At 51.6% G+C, this 15,123-nt stretch carries 19 protein-coding genes; 9 read left to right on the top strand and 10 right to left on the bottom strand.

The annotated features are described in order from the left end of the window. Positions 1 to 46: 46 nt before the first annotated feature. From BQ5591_RS20420 to BQ5591_RS20410, 3 genes are read left to right on the top strand one after another with little or no spacing between them, the layout of a single operon-like run. Entirely contained in the window at positions 47 to 1,024 is a 978-nt protein-coding gene (locus tag BQ5591_RS20420) for a hypothetical protein (protein WP_004303975.1), read from the top strand. Then, positions 1,018 to 1,800, top strand: coding sequence for a hypothetical protein (locus BQ5591_RS20415; protein WP_004303974.1), 783 nt, complete (start codon positions 1,018 to 1,020; stop codon positions 1,798 to 1,800). Before BQ5591_RS20420 ends, BQ5591_RS20415 begins: the two co-directional genes overlap by 7 nt. Then, positions 1,797 to 2,561: a metallophosphoesterase gene (locus BQ5591_RS20410; RefSeq protein WP_004293601.1), complete on the top strand. Its 765-nt coding sequence runs from the start codon at positions 1,797 to 1,799 to the stop codon at positions 2,559 to 2,561. The genes BQ5591_RS20415 and BQ5591_RS20410 overlap by 4 nt, the downstream gene beginning before the upstream one ends. Before the next feature lie 84 nt (positions 2,562 to 2,645). Here the strand turns inward: BQ5591_RS20410 and BQ5591_RS20405 are convergent, their stop codons facing one another. From BQ5591_RS20405 to BQ5591_RS20360, 10 genes are all read right to left on the bottom strand, one after another. After that, positions 2,646 to 3,137: a DNA N-6-adenine-methyltransferase gene (locus tag BQ5591_RS20405; RefSeq protein ID WP_004293602.1), complete on the bottom strand. Its 492-nt coding sequence runs from the start codon at positions 3,135 to 3,137 to the stop codon at positions 2,646 to 2,648. Positions 3,138 to 3,143: 6 nt separating this feature from the next. Next, positions 3,144 to 3,599, bottom strand: a complete 456-nt coding sequence (locus BQ5591_RS20400) for a hypothetical protein (RefSeq protein WP_004293603.1) — start codon at positions 3,597 to 3,599, stop codon at positions 3,144 to 3,146. Between the two features lie 3 nt (positions 3,600 to 3,602). Then, a complete protein-coding gene (locus BQ5591_RS20395; protein ID WP_004303973.1) occupies positions 3,603 to 4,955 on the bottom strand; it encodes a DUF2586 family protein in 1,353 nt (450 codons plus the stop codon). Next, positions 4,955 to 5,302 (bottom strand): hypothetical protein, encoded by a 348-nt coding sequence (locus tag BQ5591_RS20390; RefSeq protein ID WP_004293605.1) that lies wholly within the window; start codon positions 5,300 to 5,302, stop codon positions 4,955 to 4,957. Before BQ5591_RS20390 ends, BQ5591_RS20395 begins: the two co-directional genes overlap by 1 nt. Positions 5,303 to 5,377: 75 nt before the next feature. Beyond that, positions 5,378 to 6,427 (bottom strand): hypothetical protein, encoded by a 1,050-nt coding sequence (locus BQ5591_RS20385; RefSeq protein ID WP_004293606.1) that lies wholly within the window; start codon positions 6,425 to 6,427, stop codon positions 5,378 to 5,380. Between the two features lie 126 nt (positions 6,428 to 6,553). Further along, a complete protein-coding gene (locus BQ5591_RS20380) occupies positions 6,554 to 7,792 on the bottom strand; it encodes a Clp protease ClpP (protein WP_004293607.1) in 1,239 nt (412 codons plus the stop codon). A gap of 283 nt (positions 7,793 to 8,075) precedes the next feature. Further along, the gene (locus tag BQ5591_RS20375) at positions 8,076 to 8,780 is read right to left on the bottom strand and encodes a hypothetical protein (RefSeq protein ID WP_004303972.1); all 705 of its coding nucleotides are present in this window, start codon (positions 8,778 to 8,780) and stop codon (positions 8,076 to 8,078) included. Continuing rightward, positions 8,777 to 9,355 carry a hypothetical protein gene (locus BQ5591_RS20370; RefSeq protein ID WP_004303971.1) on the bottom strand — a complete coding sequence of 193 codons (579 nt, stop codon included), beginning with the start codon at positions 9,353 to 9,355 and terminating at the stop codon, positions 8,777 to 8,779. Before BQ5591_RS20370 ends, BQ5591_RS20375 begins: the two co-directional genes overlap by 4 nt. Then, a complete protein-coding gene (locus BQ5591_RS20365; RefSeq protein ID WP_004303970.1) occupies positions 9,336 to 9,971 on the bottom strand; it encodes a phage minor head protein in 636 nt (211 codons plus the stop codon). Before BQ5591_RS20365 ends, BQ5591_RS20370 begins: the two co-directional genes overlap by 20 nt. A 224-nt stretch (positions 9,972 to 10,195) precedes the next feature. Then, the gene (locus BQ5591_RS20360; RefSeq protein WP_004303969.1) at positions 10,196 to 11,518 is read right to left on the bottom strand and encodes a phage portal protein family protein; all 1,323 of its coding nucleotides are present in this window, start codon (positions 11,516 to 11,518) and stop codon (positions 10,196 to 10,198) included. A 288-nt stretch (positions 11,519 to 11,806) separates the two neighbouring features. Between BQ5591_RS20360 and BQ5591_RS20355 the strand changes: the two genes are divergently transcribed. From BQ5591_RS20355 to BQ5591_RS20330, 6 genes are all read left to right on the top strand, one after another. Continuing rightward, complete coding sequence (locus BQ5591_RS20355) at positions 11,807 to 12,259, top strand: hypothetical protein (RefSeq protein ID WP_004293612.1); 453 nt, start codon at positions 11,807 to 11,809, stop codon at positions 12,257 to 12,259. A 10-nt stretch (positions 12,260 to 12,269) separates the two neighbouring features. Next, the gene (locus BQ5591_RS20350; RefSeq protein ID WP_004303967.1) at positions 12,270 to 12,608 is read left to right on the top strand and encodes a hypothetical protein; all 339 of its coding nucleotides are present in this window, start codon (positions 12,270 to 12,272) and stop codon (positions 12,606 to 12,608) included. Then, positions 12,595 to 13,728 carry a phage antirepressor KilAC domain-containing protein gene (locus BQ5591_RS20345; protein WP_004303966.1) on the top strand — a complete coding sequence of 378 codons (1,134 nt, stop codon included), beginning with the start codon at positions 12,595 to 12,597 and terminating at the stop codon, positions 13,726 to 13,728. Before BQ5591_RS20350 ends, BQ5591_RS20345 begins: the two co-directional genes overlap by 14 nt. A 2-nt stretch (positions 13,729 to 13,730) precedes the next feature. Next, entirely contained in the window at positions 13,731 to 14,168 is a 438-nt protein-coding gene (locus BQ5591_RS20340; RefSeq protein ID WP_004293615.1) for a hypothetical protein, read from the top strand. A gap of 156 nt (positions 14,169 to 14,324) precedes the next feature. After that, positions 14,325 to 14,564, top strand: a complete 240-nt coding sequence (locus tag BQ5591_RS20335; RefSeq protein ID WP_004293616.1) for a hypothetical protein — start codon at positions 14,325 to 14,327, stop codon at positions 14,562 to 14,564. Next, the gene (locus BQ5591_RS20330) at positions 14,551 to 14,994 is read left to right on the top strand and encodes a hypothetical protein (protein ID WP_004293617.1); all 444 of its coding nucleotides are present in this window, start codon (positions 14,551 to 14,553) and stop codon (positions 14,992 to 14,994) included. Before BQ5591_RS20335 ends, BQ5591_RS20330 begins: the two co-directional genes overlap by 14 nt. The last annotated feature ends 129 nt before the right edge of the window (positions 14,995 to 15,123 follow it).

Genomic DNA, 15,123 nt, shown 5'->3' with positions numbered 1-15,123 from the left:
ATAGTATATAATCGTTAATTTTGCATATTCTCAAACATAAATGATTATGTGCAAAATAGATGATTTTATAGATGTGACAAGCCGGTACATCGCTGAATTGCTTGATTTGAGGGCGGACATCAGGCCGGTCGAAAAGGATGTCTTGCATACATTCCCAGCCAATATTACTGCCGGTTATACATTTTGTACGGCTAACTTGTTGGGGCATGACGTAGTTCTTCTGTATAGTGCAGACAGTTCTGCATATACTCCGGGGCAGATGCGGAAACAAAAAGAACTGGTTGAGCGAAAAGCCCAATGCCCGGTAATATTTGTATTGCGTACAGTGGCGGCCTATAATGTACGGCGTCTTGTCAGACATCGTGTAAATTTCATCATACCGCAAAAGCAAATGTTCATACCGGATTTGTTGATAGATTTGAAACCGCATAAAAATAATATCGGGGGCGGTGAAGAAACGCAGATTCCTGCAATTGCCCAATGCATAATCCTTTATCATCTTGAAGTAAAGTCTCTCGAAGGGAAAGGAACTTATGATATTGCAGATCTTTTCAACGTGTCGTATGCCAATGTAAACCGGGCGGTCAGATGGCTGAAAGATAAAGAAGTTATCGCTTTATCCGGCGGCAAGACAAAGAGTATGATATTTCAGTTCAAAAAGCGTGAATTATGGGACAGGATGTTGCCGTTCCTGGCGAACCCCATCGAGCGGATTGTATATACCGATAGTCTGCCTGATGAAGTATTTTGTATTAGTGGAGTAAATGCCTTGTCGGAATATTCAATGCTGAACAAGGAAAAAAATGACACTTATGCCATTGCAAAAGAAGAAGCTCGACGGTTGCAAATCCGGACAGACAAGGAATATGGCGAGACCCGCATAGAGATATGGCGTTACAATCCATGTTTTTTCTCAAAAAACGGCATTGTAGACAAATTGTCTTTATTTCTGGCCATGAAGGATATGGATGATGAACGCATTCAAATAGAATTGGAAACTATGATAAATAATATGATATGGTAAGAGGAATTGATAAATTCAGGGAGTTTTTCACCGGATATGAAGGAAACTATGTCATCATAGGTGGTACTGCCTGTGAAATGCATGAAGAAATATATGCACAAACTCCAAGGGCGACCAAGGACATAGACATTATACTGATTGTGGAGGCGCTGTCTTCGGATTTTGCTGCAAAATTCTGGGAGTTTGTAAAAACCGCAGGGTACAGACAAAGGAATAAGGGAACCGGGAACGGGGAATGCAGGCATGAATATTACAGGTTCAAGGAACCGGGAAATCCGGATTTCCCGTATCAGATAGAACTCTTTTCACGAAATATCGGGGTTGTCAAATTCCCGGACGATGCCCACATTACCCCCATTCCGGTTGATGATGACCTGTCAAGTCTGTCAGCCATTTTGATGGATGATGACTATTATAATTATACCATTGAACACAGCACGTTGGAGGAGGGCGTACATATTGCGAACATTGAAAGTCTTATCTGTCTGAAATGCAGGGCCTATTTAGAAATGACCGAGCGGAAAAACAATGGAGAACAAGTGGACAGCAAACATATCGTCAAGCACAAGAAAGATGTATTCCGGCTGGTTGCCATGCTTGCTCCTGCCGACACCTACGAAGTTCCTGATTCGCTTAAACAAGATGTTGACAGGTTTTGCCTGGCTGTCAAAGAAGAAGTGCCAAACTCTGATTTTTTCAAATCGGCAGGACTTAAAAGCATTTCCGGAGAACAGTTATTGGAACAACTTGAAGCCAATTTCATAACACAACAATGAGAATCCAATACGCATCCGACCTGCATCTCGAGTTTCGGGAGAACAGCAGTTTTTTGAAGCACAACCCGCTGGCTGTTGCCGGAGAAGTGCTTGTCCTTGCCGGAGATATAGGATATATCGGAGATGAGAACTACTCCAGACATCCGTTCTGGGACTGGGCTTCCGGAAATTACAGCCGGGTCATCGTGGTTCCCGGAAACCACGAGTTTTACAAGATGTTCGACATAGACAAGCTGTATAACGGCTGGTCGCTCAAAATCAGGGAAAACATCACCTGCCACTATAATGCCGTTATCCCATTGGGTAACGATATAGAATTGATCGCTACCACACTGTGGTCACATATCCTGTTGCAGGATGCCTATGAAACTGAGGCAGCCATCACAGATTTCCGCAGGATGCGTTACGGCAGCGAACCGCTGGACTGGACAAGGTTCAATGACGAACATTCGCGCTGTTTCCGTTTTCTGGAACAGAGCGTAAAACAAAGTACTGCCAGACATCTCATTGTCGCCACTCATCATGTACCGTCATTCGAACTGATGGCGCCGGAGTTCAAGGGCAGTCCGCTCAATGGGGCATTTACCGTGGAGCTTGGCGGTTTCATTGCAGACAGCCCGATTGAATACTGGATATATGGCCACTCGCACCGCAATATCAATAAGGTCATCGGAAACACCCGGTGCATATGCAACCAGTTGGGCTATGTGTTCAGTAACGAGCATACGTCATTCGATAAGGAAGCGCATATTTCGATTTAAGTCTGCCATACATAAATCCCGTCTGTCAGCCAAGGTCAATATCCGGCAAACAGACGGGTTATTATGTAACAAATTTATGGTTGACTATTGAAGTCGTGGCTTCACCAACTTCCCGTCGATACCGCATGTTTCCAGAACCGCGGTATTTTCTTTGTTGAAGGCGATCAGGCATGACGGCGCTCCGGCCGTACCACCCTGTTCCCCCGTAACATGGTAAAAACTGAGCCGTCCCTTGATAAAGAGTATTGAATCGGCGTTTGGGAATATCAGTTCGTGGAACAGGCGCGTGTCCGTGCGGGCAAAAGTGAGCGCGACGGCATTCCTGTGTTCGACACACCTGCGGATAAACCGGACAATCAGTGCAGTGTCATAGGGAGGATTGCAGAACACACGTCCGAACCAGGGTTGTTGCAGGCCGTCATCCTCAATGGTATAGTGATGTCGCGCCGTATCCCATGGGCGGTTTACGGGCGAACACGGATCCAAATCGAACGGCCCCAGCCTCCGAAGCAGGCAGGGAGGCGTGAGCCATTCGTTCTTTCCGGTAGAAGATTTCCCCTCGAAAGTTACATCCATGACAGCTTAGATTGTATCACCCGAGCCGATTTGGATATCGAACGGGTTGAGATCGAATTCATGGGTGATATTGGTATCATCCTGCTGTGACTCGAGACAATCCTCCGTGAAGATGCAACCTTTGAGCGTTACGGTCGTCGTTGTCCAGTCCTCGCCGGCCATCGGGTTGGCAAAGCTGATAATCAGGTCGAACTCGCCGATTTCGAGCAGCGAGCCGTACACCGAACGCAACAGCTGTTGCGTGGCATAGTCCATCGTGATGCTCGCCGTATAGGTAATGTTCCCGAACCCCCTCGACACCGGCCGTCCTCCCATGCCGTAGTTACTTTCGACCTTGCGCTTCTTCGACCATTTGATGGCCGACACGCCTTCAAGGGTCGTGGAACCTTCATCGATTCCCAGGGCGGTCGATGACAGGGTTATCATCGACCACGAGTATGCTACATTGTTGATTATTGCCATATGCTATGTCTTATTTGCGGTTAATGACAGTCCTTCCTCTACATAAATCTTCACGGCCACGCCCACCGGGACAAGGACATAGGAGATGCGCAGCGTGTCGTCCACCAACACGTTCTGGTTCGGGTCGATAGTGACGGCGTATCCTGAAATTTCCTGCGCCGCCTGCATCTTGGCCAGTATATCCCCGATGAGTGTCTTGAAAGCTGTAATCTTCGACGGGGCGAGGAACCCGGTTGAAGGATTGACCATCAGCGGTGAGTTCACATACGGCAGCAGGGCTGCACGCACGGCACGGCGGCTCTTGTTGATGGTGCGGTTCCGGGCAATGGTACGGAAATCCCCATGTGAGCATGTCTGGTCTTTCGAGATGTAGATCCCGTTCTCGCGGCCGGCATACTTGATGGGAAAAATATACCCCTTATCGTCGAGTTCGTCCAGCAGTGACGGGGAGAGTGACTCGTACCGGTTCAGGCTGAGGAAGTTCTCCTCTGCCTCGTCGAGGTTGATGTCCCCGAACCCCAACTCTATTTCCTGGAAATCGTCCGCGAAGAGATTGAACTGCTTGACCCATGCGATGGATTCGTGCACGTTGGCCTTTGCTATGGCTCCCATAACCGCTCCCAAAAATCCCACGGGCGTATGGTTCCTGTTGCACATCTGCATCGTGGAGATCTTTTCGTGATGCGCCTGGCCGAATATACAGCTGATACGGCTTGATTCACAGATGCATGAAGGTATTTTATTCAGGTCAATCTGACGCCCCTCAGTCGTATCCGCCCCCGTATTGGAAGGATTGGCGGAAAGGATGAGCGAGAGCGGCTGGTTCTGCTCCGCAAGCCCCACGGCCACGTCGTTGAGCCCCTTTACCAGATTGAGGTTGTATTGTTCCGATGCGCCGTTCGCTTTCCACAGCGGCTGTTCCGTCCATATGCCTATCTGGTTGATCATACCCCCGGCAGCACGCTGCATGATTTCCAGCGCATCCCAGTTCGCCGAACAGTCCGCGAACATCACGTAGAGTTTTCCTGAACCGCCCGGATTGCCGGACATGCGGAAAAATTCACGGATATGGTATGCCGGGATGCCGTGCAGGAAATTGACATTCATCTCCTCCTCGTCGGTTGCCTCCACACGTTCGATGATACCGAAGTCGTTCACGGCGGACTTGAACGAGGTGATGTAGCAGACATCGCCAGGCTTGAGCCTGGTCTCATTGGTTTTACCATACCCCTCCGTGAAAAGCGTCGGCTGGAGGGACACGTCGAACAGCAGTCCCGTCACCTTCTCGCCCGACGAGCCGGTATCGTAAGGAATATTGCCGTCCACATCCTTGATAAATACATTACCGAGTGCCATTATGATTTCTTTTTAAGTTCGTTGTAGAAAGGATTCCTGTAGAGTACGGCCTTGCCCCTGATGGCGGCCGCCGTGTCCGGCGCATAGGTTCCTCCGTGCGTGTCGATGTACAGCGACGGATATGCCGGGAACTTTTTCAACAGGGACAGGATGTGAGGCTCTGTCGTCTCCTCCGACCCTGCATTCCCTTTCCCCGCGGTCTTGGCCGGCAGCCTGTCTTCAGTCTCGCCGCCTGTCCCGAGGTTTTCCGATGCCGTTTCCGGAACGGGCACCGCCTGAGCCTCCGGTGCAGGAATATTATTGTTGTCTGTCTGCGGAGTTTCCTCCGTGTTGATTTTCTTTGCCATAACAGTAGAATGAAAATGGGGAACGGGGCCTTGCCTCCGCTCCCCGGGTGGATATTGAGAATGAAGAAAGGTGTGTTATTCGCTCTTCTTGTAGGCGGTATGGACCACGATCTCCGCCGGGCGGACGATGTTCACGTCCATTTTCATGCGCATCTGGAAAAAGAACAGCTCGGAGTTGGCCTGCAGACGGTCGATTTTCAGGATGTCCGTGTCGTTCGCGTAATCCACCCCCATCCACAGGTTGGAGTCCATGCCGGTGGAGAACTCGCCGAGCACCATCGTGTGTTCGGGGATTCCCACGACCGGGACGATGCGCTTGCCCTTGAAGCGATAGCGGTTGACCTCGGTATTCTCGGAATACTTGACCTGCTTGTCCGAGATATATTGGTCATACGCGTCCCAGGCGTCCCATCCGACCACAAAGGTCAGAGATGTCTTCTTTCGGATCTGCTTCGGACATTTCCTCCACATCGCATAGAGCGCCGCCTCCACCGCGGCCCCGTCCGTCAGCTCGGTCGTTCCCGAAATGATGCACTGCCCTCCGGCAACCACCTCGGCATCGGAGGAGTTCACATTGTCGAGGATCCGTTTGATGACCCCGTCAAAATATTTCTCCTTGTTGGCTCCGATTTTCGTGCAGCCTTCCGGTGCGGTAATCTTGGCCACCGTCTCTCCTCCGCGGGCGGAAGTCCAGATGGCGTTTCCGATATACTCGTTTTTCTTGTCCATAAGGAGACGGAGCATCGTCGCCTGGATTTTCGGGTCGAGCTCGCGGAACACGAGATTGCCTTCCGGCTGCGCGAAACGCCAGTACTTCTCGTAGTCCCTCGGGTTAAACTCGAGATAGACCATAAAATCGGACGGCTCAAGATGGCGTTCGGTGAACTGGTACTCGTTCGTGCCGTCATCGCCCTTGGCTCCGTGGATGGGTTGTGGGGTCGGCACGTTGTCCTGGATAATGTTGCCCAGCTTGATGGCAGGAAGCGTATAGCGGTGCTGGATGCCCGTCTTGATATGAATCAGTCCCTCGCGGACTGTATCATTGCCCTGCACGGTATAGGTCAGCAAGTCCTCAAGTACTTCGCCGCTATACCCGTTTTGAAGAAAGTTTACTGTATCAGCCATTGTCGTTTTAAGTTTTCCGTTGAAGAATGAAACTCGGCCGACTGGCGGATACCTGCTGTTTCCGCGCGAGACACTGCGGTCTCCGGCATGTCAGTTAAAATCGGGCGGACGCCCGCGGATAGTCTGTCAGAGCTTTCGGAACTTGAAATCCGCACCGACCACTTCCGCCACCTTCTCGGCCATCAGCTGTTCGGCGGTCTTTGTCGCTTCCGCCGTGGCCTGGATGTTGGCAGGGTCATCGGCGATTTCCTTCGAGATTTTCTCCCGCGCGGGAATGGAAGCCAGCGTGCTTTCCGCCAACTCGAAGTTGGAACCGGCCATCTCCACCCACTGCGTTTTCGCCTCACGGTCAATCTTGCCTTCTGCAATGGCATTCTCCACCAATGTCTCGATACGGGAAGCCTGCTCGTCCTTCTCTTTCTGCTCGTAGGCGGAAAGGCGTGCCGTCGCTGCGGCCAGGTCTGTCTGCAAGTTCCGGATGGAGGCGTCTTTTCCGGCGATGACGGTCTGCGCGTCGCTCAGTGATTTCTGTATTTCTCTGTATTTGGGTTCCATCGCGGCCAGTTCAGAGATACGTGCCATCACGTCCTTGACCTCACCGTCCTTCATGCCCAGCGAGGCTGCAATCGCCCCGTACTCAAAGCCTTGTGTCTTGTTTTCGTTTGCCATATCGTTTTCCGTTTCTGTAAGAGTAGGTTCAATGCCTTTGAAAGGTTTATTTCCCGCGCTGACACGGCTCATCAGTTCCTGGATGGCGGCCGTATCGGTCAATCCTTCTATCTCGTCATGCACTTTACGGCAAAGCTGCTTCGAGGTATGGATGACATGCTCCGCAGGTATGATGCCGGCCTTGACGGCAGCCTGTGCGTCGAAATAGGTCCCGTCCTTTCCTGCCTGTCCGTCCATGATGGCCCGCACATGCTCCGCTTTCAGGCCGAACCGTTTCCGGTAAATCGTCTCGATCTGTTTGGTAAAAGCCGTTACCATGTCCGACGGTTCCCCTCCGTCATCGTCCGGCAACATCGGGTTATGAATCATCAGTATGGCATAATCACGCATGAGAGAACGCTTGCCCGCCGCCCAGATGATGGAGGCCATCGATGCCGCGACCCCTTCGATGATACATTCCGTATCCACCGTGGCATTGGCGATGGTGGAATAGGTGGACATGCCGTAAAGGACACTGCCGCCCTCCGAGTTGATCAACACACGGATACAGGAGGGACGGATGATATTTTCCAAAAAGTCGAACTCGTCATTGAAACGTGAGGTCGTCTCTTCCGTCACGCGACCGAAGAAACGGATAACAGCCGGCTGGCCTGCCTTCGCCTCTCCGACGACATATTGAAGTGTGTTCATATCCATATGCAAGGGTTATTTGAACAAGAGTAGGCGGTGGGAAAAGAAAAGGTTTTGCACTGCTATTTATGGAAGTGGAAATATGAGAATCCATCCATTTATGGAAATGCGATTATCTTTACAGTATAATAGATTGTTCAAATTACAGACCGGTTGCAACTATTTGTATCAAGACCGGCATGCTGAACATTCTAAATTCAGCAAGTACAGAAAATGTATCATGAGTCTTGTATTATCTGCTGATTCATGTCTGTTTATACGCAGTGCGGATAAATCTCCTGCATGGATTTCAATTTTTCGATCCGGTATCCGAAAAACCAGATACTTCGTCATGTTCCGGACGCGGATGGAAGCCGTGTCCGCCGCTGTCATGTTGCGGCGCATCGCTGTGTTGGGTGAACGGGGGCATGACCACATACCTTTTTACCCAGTCCCTGTATTTCCACGCGGAAGATTCCCTGAACCATACCTCGTAGTCTATCCAGTACGCCTGCAACATATTGGTTGAAAGCGGCATGTCGAAATAGGTCAGGTTGCACCGCTCGCTCAGCGCCGGCTCATGGTTCTTGGCATCCTGTATGGCTACATTGAGCCGCTGGAAGACCAGAAACGCCTCGCATTCCTTGTCTTCGTCCGCATTGTTGAGCGTATTCAGGATAAACCGCACGCGCATGGTGGCGCGTCCCTCACCGATACGCTGTTGCTGTACCAGGTACCTCACGTTGATAAAGTGGATGAACACGGCAGGGAACACAGTCTCATACTCCGTGTTATCGTCACGAACAATGCGGGCGAACTGGCCGTTGTCGATAGCGACGGTTTTGAACAGGGGCGGCGACAACGGGTCGTCCGGATTCTCCCGCAGGGTCAGGACAGCCCGCTTAACGGCCCGGTATATCTCCACGAAAGGGTTCGCGGAAACTTCTTCAGGCAGGCTCTCCGCCGGTGCCGACGGTTGTGCGGGCTGTGGTGCGGGGTGTTTGTCTTTTATCATAGCGGCTGGTGTGGAAATCCTTTAAAAATCATATCTATGAAATGGACGGCGATATAGTCGTCCGTTTTCGGTGAGAATCCGATGAACTGCCGGTGTACGGGACGGCGCGTGGAATACTGGTTTACCGTGTACAGCCCGAACTTCGGATCGGTATTGTGTATGGCGGCATAATGCCCGTAACGCTCCTTGCTGCGTCCCCGCTTGCCCTTGACTGGAAAGCTCTTTTCCGTAGTCCACATGCAATACCTGGCGCCTTTCCGGAAGATGCGCGTACGGTCCGAACGCCGTCCCACTATGTCTGTCCGGCCGGCTTCCGACTGTATGCTCCGGGCCAGAGTCCCCGTATCGTTCATGAGAGGATGGGTGAACCTCTTTCCCCATTTGGAGGTACGAGGCGCCCATTTGCTACCGTTGAATCCCCCCGAAGCGAATGAGGACAGGAACTGCTGCCTGGTATAGTCACCGGCAGCAGTTGCGAAGTCGAATACGTTGAACTCTAGCCGGCTGGCCATGACGCGCGTACTGGTCCTGCTTACCCAGTGGCTGCAAAACTCATCAAGCGTTATCTTGGGCATAGGCGAACTTTCCTTTAATGCGTTTCACAATATCATTCATGTAACCCGGAAGCGGGACGGAGAAATAGCGGTGCGCATCGGAAAAGATACGCCCGCCGGTTGCCAGGCTCTCCCGGAAGACCGGATCCACCTTTTCCAGATAGTCTCCCTTATCCGGCAAAGCCGCCCGGACAGCGGCGAACCCCTCCGCGACCAGAAAGCAGCGGCATCCCCATTCGATCGGCGGTATCAGTTCCGGAGGAAACTCGGATTTGCGGAAGGAAATCCCTTCCAATGAAAGATGCCAGGCACGTACCCGTTCATCGCCTTGTGTCATGTAGGTAAGCACGGTATCCATATCCACCGCCATCCACCATGCGGCCATCGAGGCCGCGAAGAATACCTGGTTGTTCTCTTCCTCCGCATGGACGAGGTTATACCTGCGGCATATCTTTTCGTGTGCTTCCATGTCCTGTTCATCCGCTGTCTCGGGCAGTTCCCCGAGCATGGAATACTCCTCTGCCGCGGCAAAATCCACCAGGTTGTCTATGGCTGCAATCAGGATGTCACGCTGCTGCCGTTCCCTCTCTGTTGTAAAGGAGTTGTGATTTTTCAGTATCTCCAATGCCCGGTCCATGTCGATTCGCAGACCTGTCAGCGCACGGTCTATGAGGAAAGAGGCACGCAGGGTGATGATGTCCTCTATAATGTCGAGACGTTCCGCGCTGTTCTCCCAATAGAGGATCAGCCTGCGGAATGCATCGAAAATGACACGATACTCCTTTTCCGTATCGGATTCCGTGGTTGCAGATGCCCTGACAGCTCTGAACGGAGCGTTGTCCGGGAGCGGAAGACGGGCTTCTATTCCGCTCCCCGCAGAAAATTTCCGACCTTCGCCCCCCGGGGGCGTCCGTAACGCCGGAAATACTCCTCGTCCGACATGATGCCCCGGTCGTTGTGGCTGAGACCGGATGAGCCGCCTTCGGCTCCGAAACCTAATCCCGGGATAACATTGAGCTGCCGGCCCACATTGATACCGAACTCTTTCTCGATCTCATCGGCCGCCACTTCATATTTGTCCGTGATCAGCGAATAGAGCTTGATGCGGTCCTCGTTGCTCATCTCTATCCGGTTCGAATACCGGAACTCCAATCCTCCGGGGATATACCCGATAGCCACCAGGCGGGGGATTATCTCCTCGTTCATGATGTTTTCGATATACCGACGGTAGACTTCGATACGGTCGCGGAAAATGTCCTGGTGTGCTTTCGTGGAACCCACGTACGACTGCATCCCTCCGGCCATCGACTCGGAGCCGAGCACGAGGTTGGCAACTTCCTTGTTCACAAACTCGATAAGCCCGGTATATATCTTTTCCGAGTTGGACATGGTGAATGTCTTGATATCGACCTCGTCCTCAATGCCGGTAACCACCACCTTGTTCTGTGCCGCGTTGGCTATCTCGTTAGCCAGCCTCTTGCGGTCGGCGTTGCTCTCGCTGACCGTCTTTCCGTGGATAATCGGCTGTCCGTAAGTATGGGAAAAGTTCACATAGTTGGCCACCGTGAATTTCTTGGCCAGTATCAAAGGGGTCGTGGCGGAAAAAAGTCCCAAGTCGCCGGAGTTTACCAGTACATAACAACGGTAATATGCCGGGTCATGTAAATCCCAATGCGGCTCCCACAGTCCCTGCCGCTTCAGTACCGTTTTCTGGTCCGGTAACACATTACGCCGTTCGATGATGTTGACTTCCGCCAGCCTGCCCGTTCTGGGGTCAGTATGCGGCATGATTTCAAGCAGGGTGTACCCGTAGAGTTTGGATTCCACTATGCCCTTGATTATCTTGTCGAACTGCGAACCCTGTATCTTCAGGGAGTTCGCCACGTCCTTGATGTATTTTCCCTTTTCGTTTACACGGGCAAGCATATAGCGGTCGCCGAGAATCTGGCTTTCCAGTGTCTCGACAACGGAACGTATATGAGCGTCCTGTTGCAGGCAGGCTTCATACAGGTCAATGAGCCGGGCGCGGTCATCGAGAATATATCCCGAACCGGTATCCTGACGACATGAACGGTAGCGGTTGTTGCGCTCGATTTCGCGAACATACTCCTGAATTGTCTTTTTGGAGGTCTTAAAAATACTCTCCAAGAGTTCCCCGTTAAATGATTTGTCCGATGTAGCCATAATTTTTTTGTTTCTTGTTCAAAGAGTAGAGACAATCCTCAAGAGAGGTTTTTACGGCTAAAAGAATATATGGAGAACGGGACTCTTAATGCTTGATTTACAAACCGAAATATGCAACTTAAATATATAGATATTTCGGTTTTATTTGCGTTGTAAATATCTTATTATCAGTAATTAACAATTTATTAAAAGTGTAATTTATGTATATATTTATAGTGTATTTCATATTAAAAAGATATATCTTTGCACCACGTTAGATACAAATCCAAGAACAATGAAAAAGAGAACATGAAAGAAGAAAAGATTCCCTGCCGGATAATCCGGTACAGGGAGTTCCCCGATCTGCTTTTCGGAACGTTACGGGAAGACGGACCGGTCTATTTCGACGCGACACGCTTCATCCAGGCCAAAGGAGATGCACGCCGGCATAATGTCCGTGATTTCCGTGTCGCTTTCCATCACTGGGCAACGGCGTTGGCAGACGCCTACGGAATAGACAGGGAAAAGATGATCATCCGTGACGAGGCGTCGGGACACCTGTTAATTGATGAATGTCTGGCTCTATTATTTGTCGTTTACATCGATCCCGCGTTCGGTGTCTACCTTCTGGAGCGCGTGGACGAACTGCTGTCCGGTGGATTTACGGTTTCAGACACTTGGCTGGTACAGGCTGCCGGTCTTAGATTTACAAAGGAGGAATTAACGCAAATTTTAGAACAACATGAGACGCAGCACATTTAAACGACCCAAGATGGTGCTCATCTTCAACGGGGCACAGGTTCTTGTAGCGGTCACGCGCTCGCTGCACAGCGCGGCGGAATTGACAAAAGGCAACTTGCAGGCTATCTCATTCTGTTGCACGGGCAAGTATGTATGCAGCGGCGGACTCTATTTCAGGCATCTGCATCCGGATGTGGAAATCGAGCTGGCCGACCTCGGCACACTGATGCTGAAAGATTATGACGCCCTTTGCGGCGAGAAACGCACGTACTATCCGGTGCGCAAGATGGCACATAAGAGAGCCTTGCTTGAAAACAAACGTAAGTCTGATAACCAAAAGAAAGGAGGAAATACCTATGAGGGAAAATAGGAATGTTCCGTTCCGGGACTGGAACATAAGGGTTTCCCGGAACCATAACGGCCAGCTCCATATCTGCGCCGTGGATATATGCGATATACTCAAGCGGGACGAACTGCTTGAAAACGGCGCCATCGCCCGTGTTTGCCCGACGGCATTGAAAATCAGTTTCCGGAAAAACGGCAGGGAACAGTGGGGTTTCCGTCCCATCGATATGCGTCGGCTTTTACAACTGGTACGCAAGGAGACTATTATACCCCGTGACCTGCTTGATGAATTGGAAGTGTGGGGCAACAAGCTTCTGGAACTGGAAGCCGGGGAGCTGCACGCCGTCCCGCAGGACGACATCGTCATGCACTTCGAGGAAGGGTTCCCCGTCACGTTCCGGCGTGTCGGCGACAAGCTGATGGTCAACGCCACGCAGATCACGATGCACTTCGGGAAAATCCCGTCTGAATGGCTACGCATCGCTTCCACGGATATGCTCCGCAGGGAAATGGCCGGCAACGGACATACCGGGAAATACGAGTCGCAAGTCTTCACCACACGGGGGCGGGGGCACGGTGCGACCTGGTTGGAATCACCGCTTGTCATACCGTTGGCCAGATGGATCGCCCCTGACCTGTCTTTGGCGGAATGGTTGGGCGAGGCTATCGGCAAACTCTCCGTGAAACGAGGGAAGACAATCGTACGCGAACGCCCCAGGGTGGCGGCACCCGGTCTGCCCTGTATGGATTGTCCCATGCCGCAGGATATGGAATCGGCGACGAGACTGATTCTGGAACTGCGGAAGGTGGTGAGTGAATCCCTGCCGAAAATCGTATTCTACGAGGAGTTTATCGAGAACAGGGACTGGTTCAAGAGCACGCGCATCGCTGACGAACTCGGCATATCGCCGCGACAGTTGCACCAGTTCCTTGCCGAAGAGGGCATCTGCAAGTACGAGAAGCGGCAATGGGTGGTCTTTCCTTCCTGCCGGGCCTGGCAATGCGATGTGCCTTACACGTGGGAGAACAGCCGGGGCAAGGTATATACTTTCGGATCCACCAAACGATGGACACAGGCCGGACGGGAGTGTATCATAGAACTGTGGCGCAAGAGGAACCCTGAATACTGCCCACCGGGTGCATAGCGATGGAAACGGCATTACAGCGGATCATCCGCAAGACAGGAAGACGGCCGGTAGAGTGCCGTTGCCGTCTGTGCAGGCAGCAATGCCGGATACCGTGCCTCGGTACGCCGGAAGACATCCTCCGGTTGCTGAAAGCCGGATACAGGGAGCGTCTTGCACCCACTCGGTGGGCGGTAGGCCTGCTGTTGGGAAAAATCCCGTATATCGTGCCGATGGTACAGGCGAAACAGGAAGCAGGCGGGTGCACGTTCTTTCAGGACGGACTGTGTGAACTGCACGCGGCAGGGCTCAAGCCCACTGAAGGCAGGTTGTCGCACCATACCATCACCATGGAGAACCTGAAGTTCGGAATGTCGCTCTCGTGGAACGTGGCCAAAGAATGGCTGGACGAGCGGAACTTCGACACGATACGGGAGATTGTCCGGATAATGGGAAAATAGATGAGGGACGGTTTCATGAATGAAGTATCAGTATAACCGGTTGATTCCTCCTTTGCCGATTTCATGGAACCGCCTCTTATTAATTCATACCATTTGCAAACAGTTCGTATTAGTCGCGGCTATCCTTTATCAGGAAAACATTTAAACGCGAATGATATGAAACTGAAAAGCAGAATGACCGTCGGGGAGATGTCGGAACACCTGACGGAACATACCGGCAAGTTCGCCAACCGCGTATCCGTGGGGCGTTACGCCAAAAAACTGGGATACGCCGTGTATAAACCGATGATAAACGGCAGGATATGCCAGTTCTATGTCAATCCGTCGATTAAGGATGACGGGGAAGCGGAAACATTACGGACGAACGAACGCGAAAACGGACATGAAAGGGAATGACGACAAAAGGCAACACGTGATACCGTTTATGAAATGCTTCACCGGGCTGGTCGGCGCGTTCACCCCGGAAGAGGTCATCTTCATGCTGTACATGGCAGACCGTACACGCCTGCGTGAAAAAGGTTACGACACCTTGCGCAGCAAGCGGTACTACATGGAGAACATGGAGATGGGTTCGCGGATTTTCGACAAGTGCGTGGAAAAGACAACGCGTATGGGATTGCTTGAACGGGTGCCGGTCAGCGGGATGTACGATTACCTGTGGCACATGGATTCCTACAACCGGCTTGTAGGGATATTGGCGGAACTTGGAAATCCTTTTTCTACCAGGGCATTCTGTCATCGGATGTTCGATGTGGAAAAAAGGACCGTGGCATCCGTCTCTGACGAAGAGGTCAGCCAATGGAAAGAGAGACACCGAAAAGTTTGAGCGTATCTGTCCACGGAACGTAAATGAATAAAAACAGACGGCATCGTTGTGATTTGCCGTCTGTTTTTGTGTTTTTGCGACATAAAATCCGATAAAACCGGAAGGAGGTGGTAGCCGGGTACAATATTA

This window comes from Bacteroides ndongoniae, from assembly GCF_900108345.1.
GTDB lineage: Bacteria > Bacteroidota > Bacteroidia > Bacteroidales > Bacteroidaceae > Bacteroides > Bacteroides ndongoniae.
Note: the sequence above shows the minus strand (reverse complement) of the source record. Positions and strands in the feature narration are given on the sequence as shown.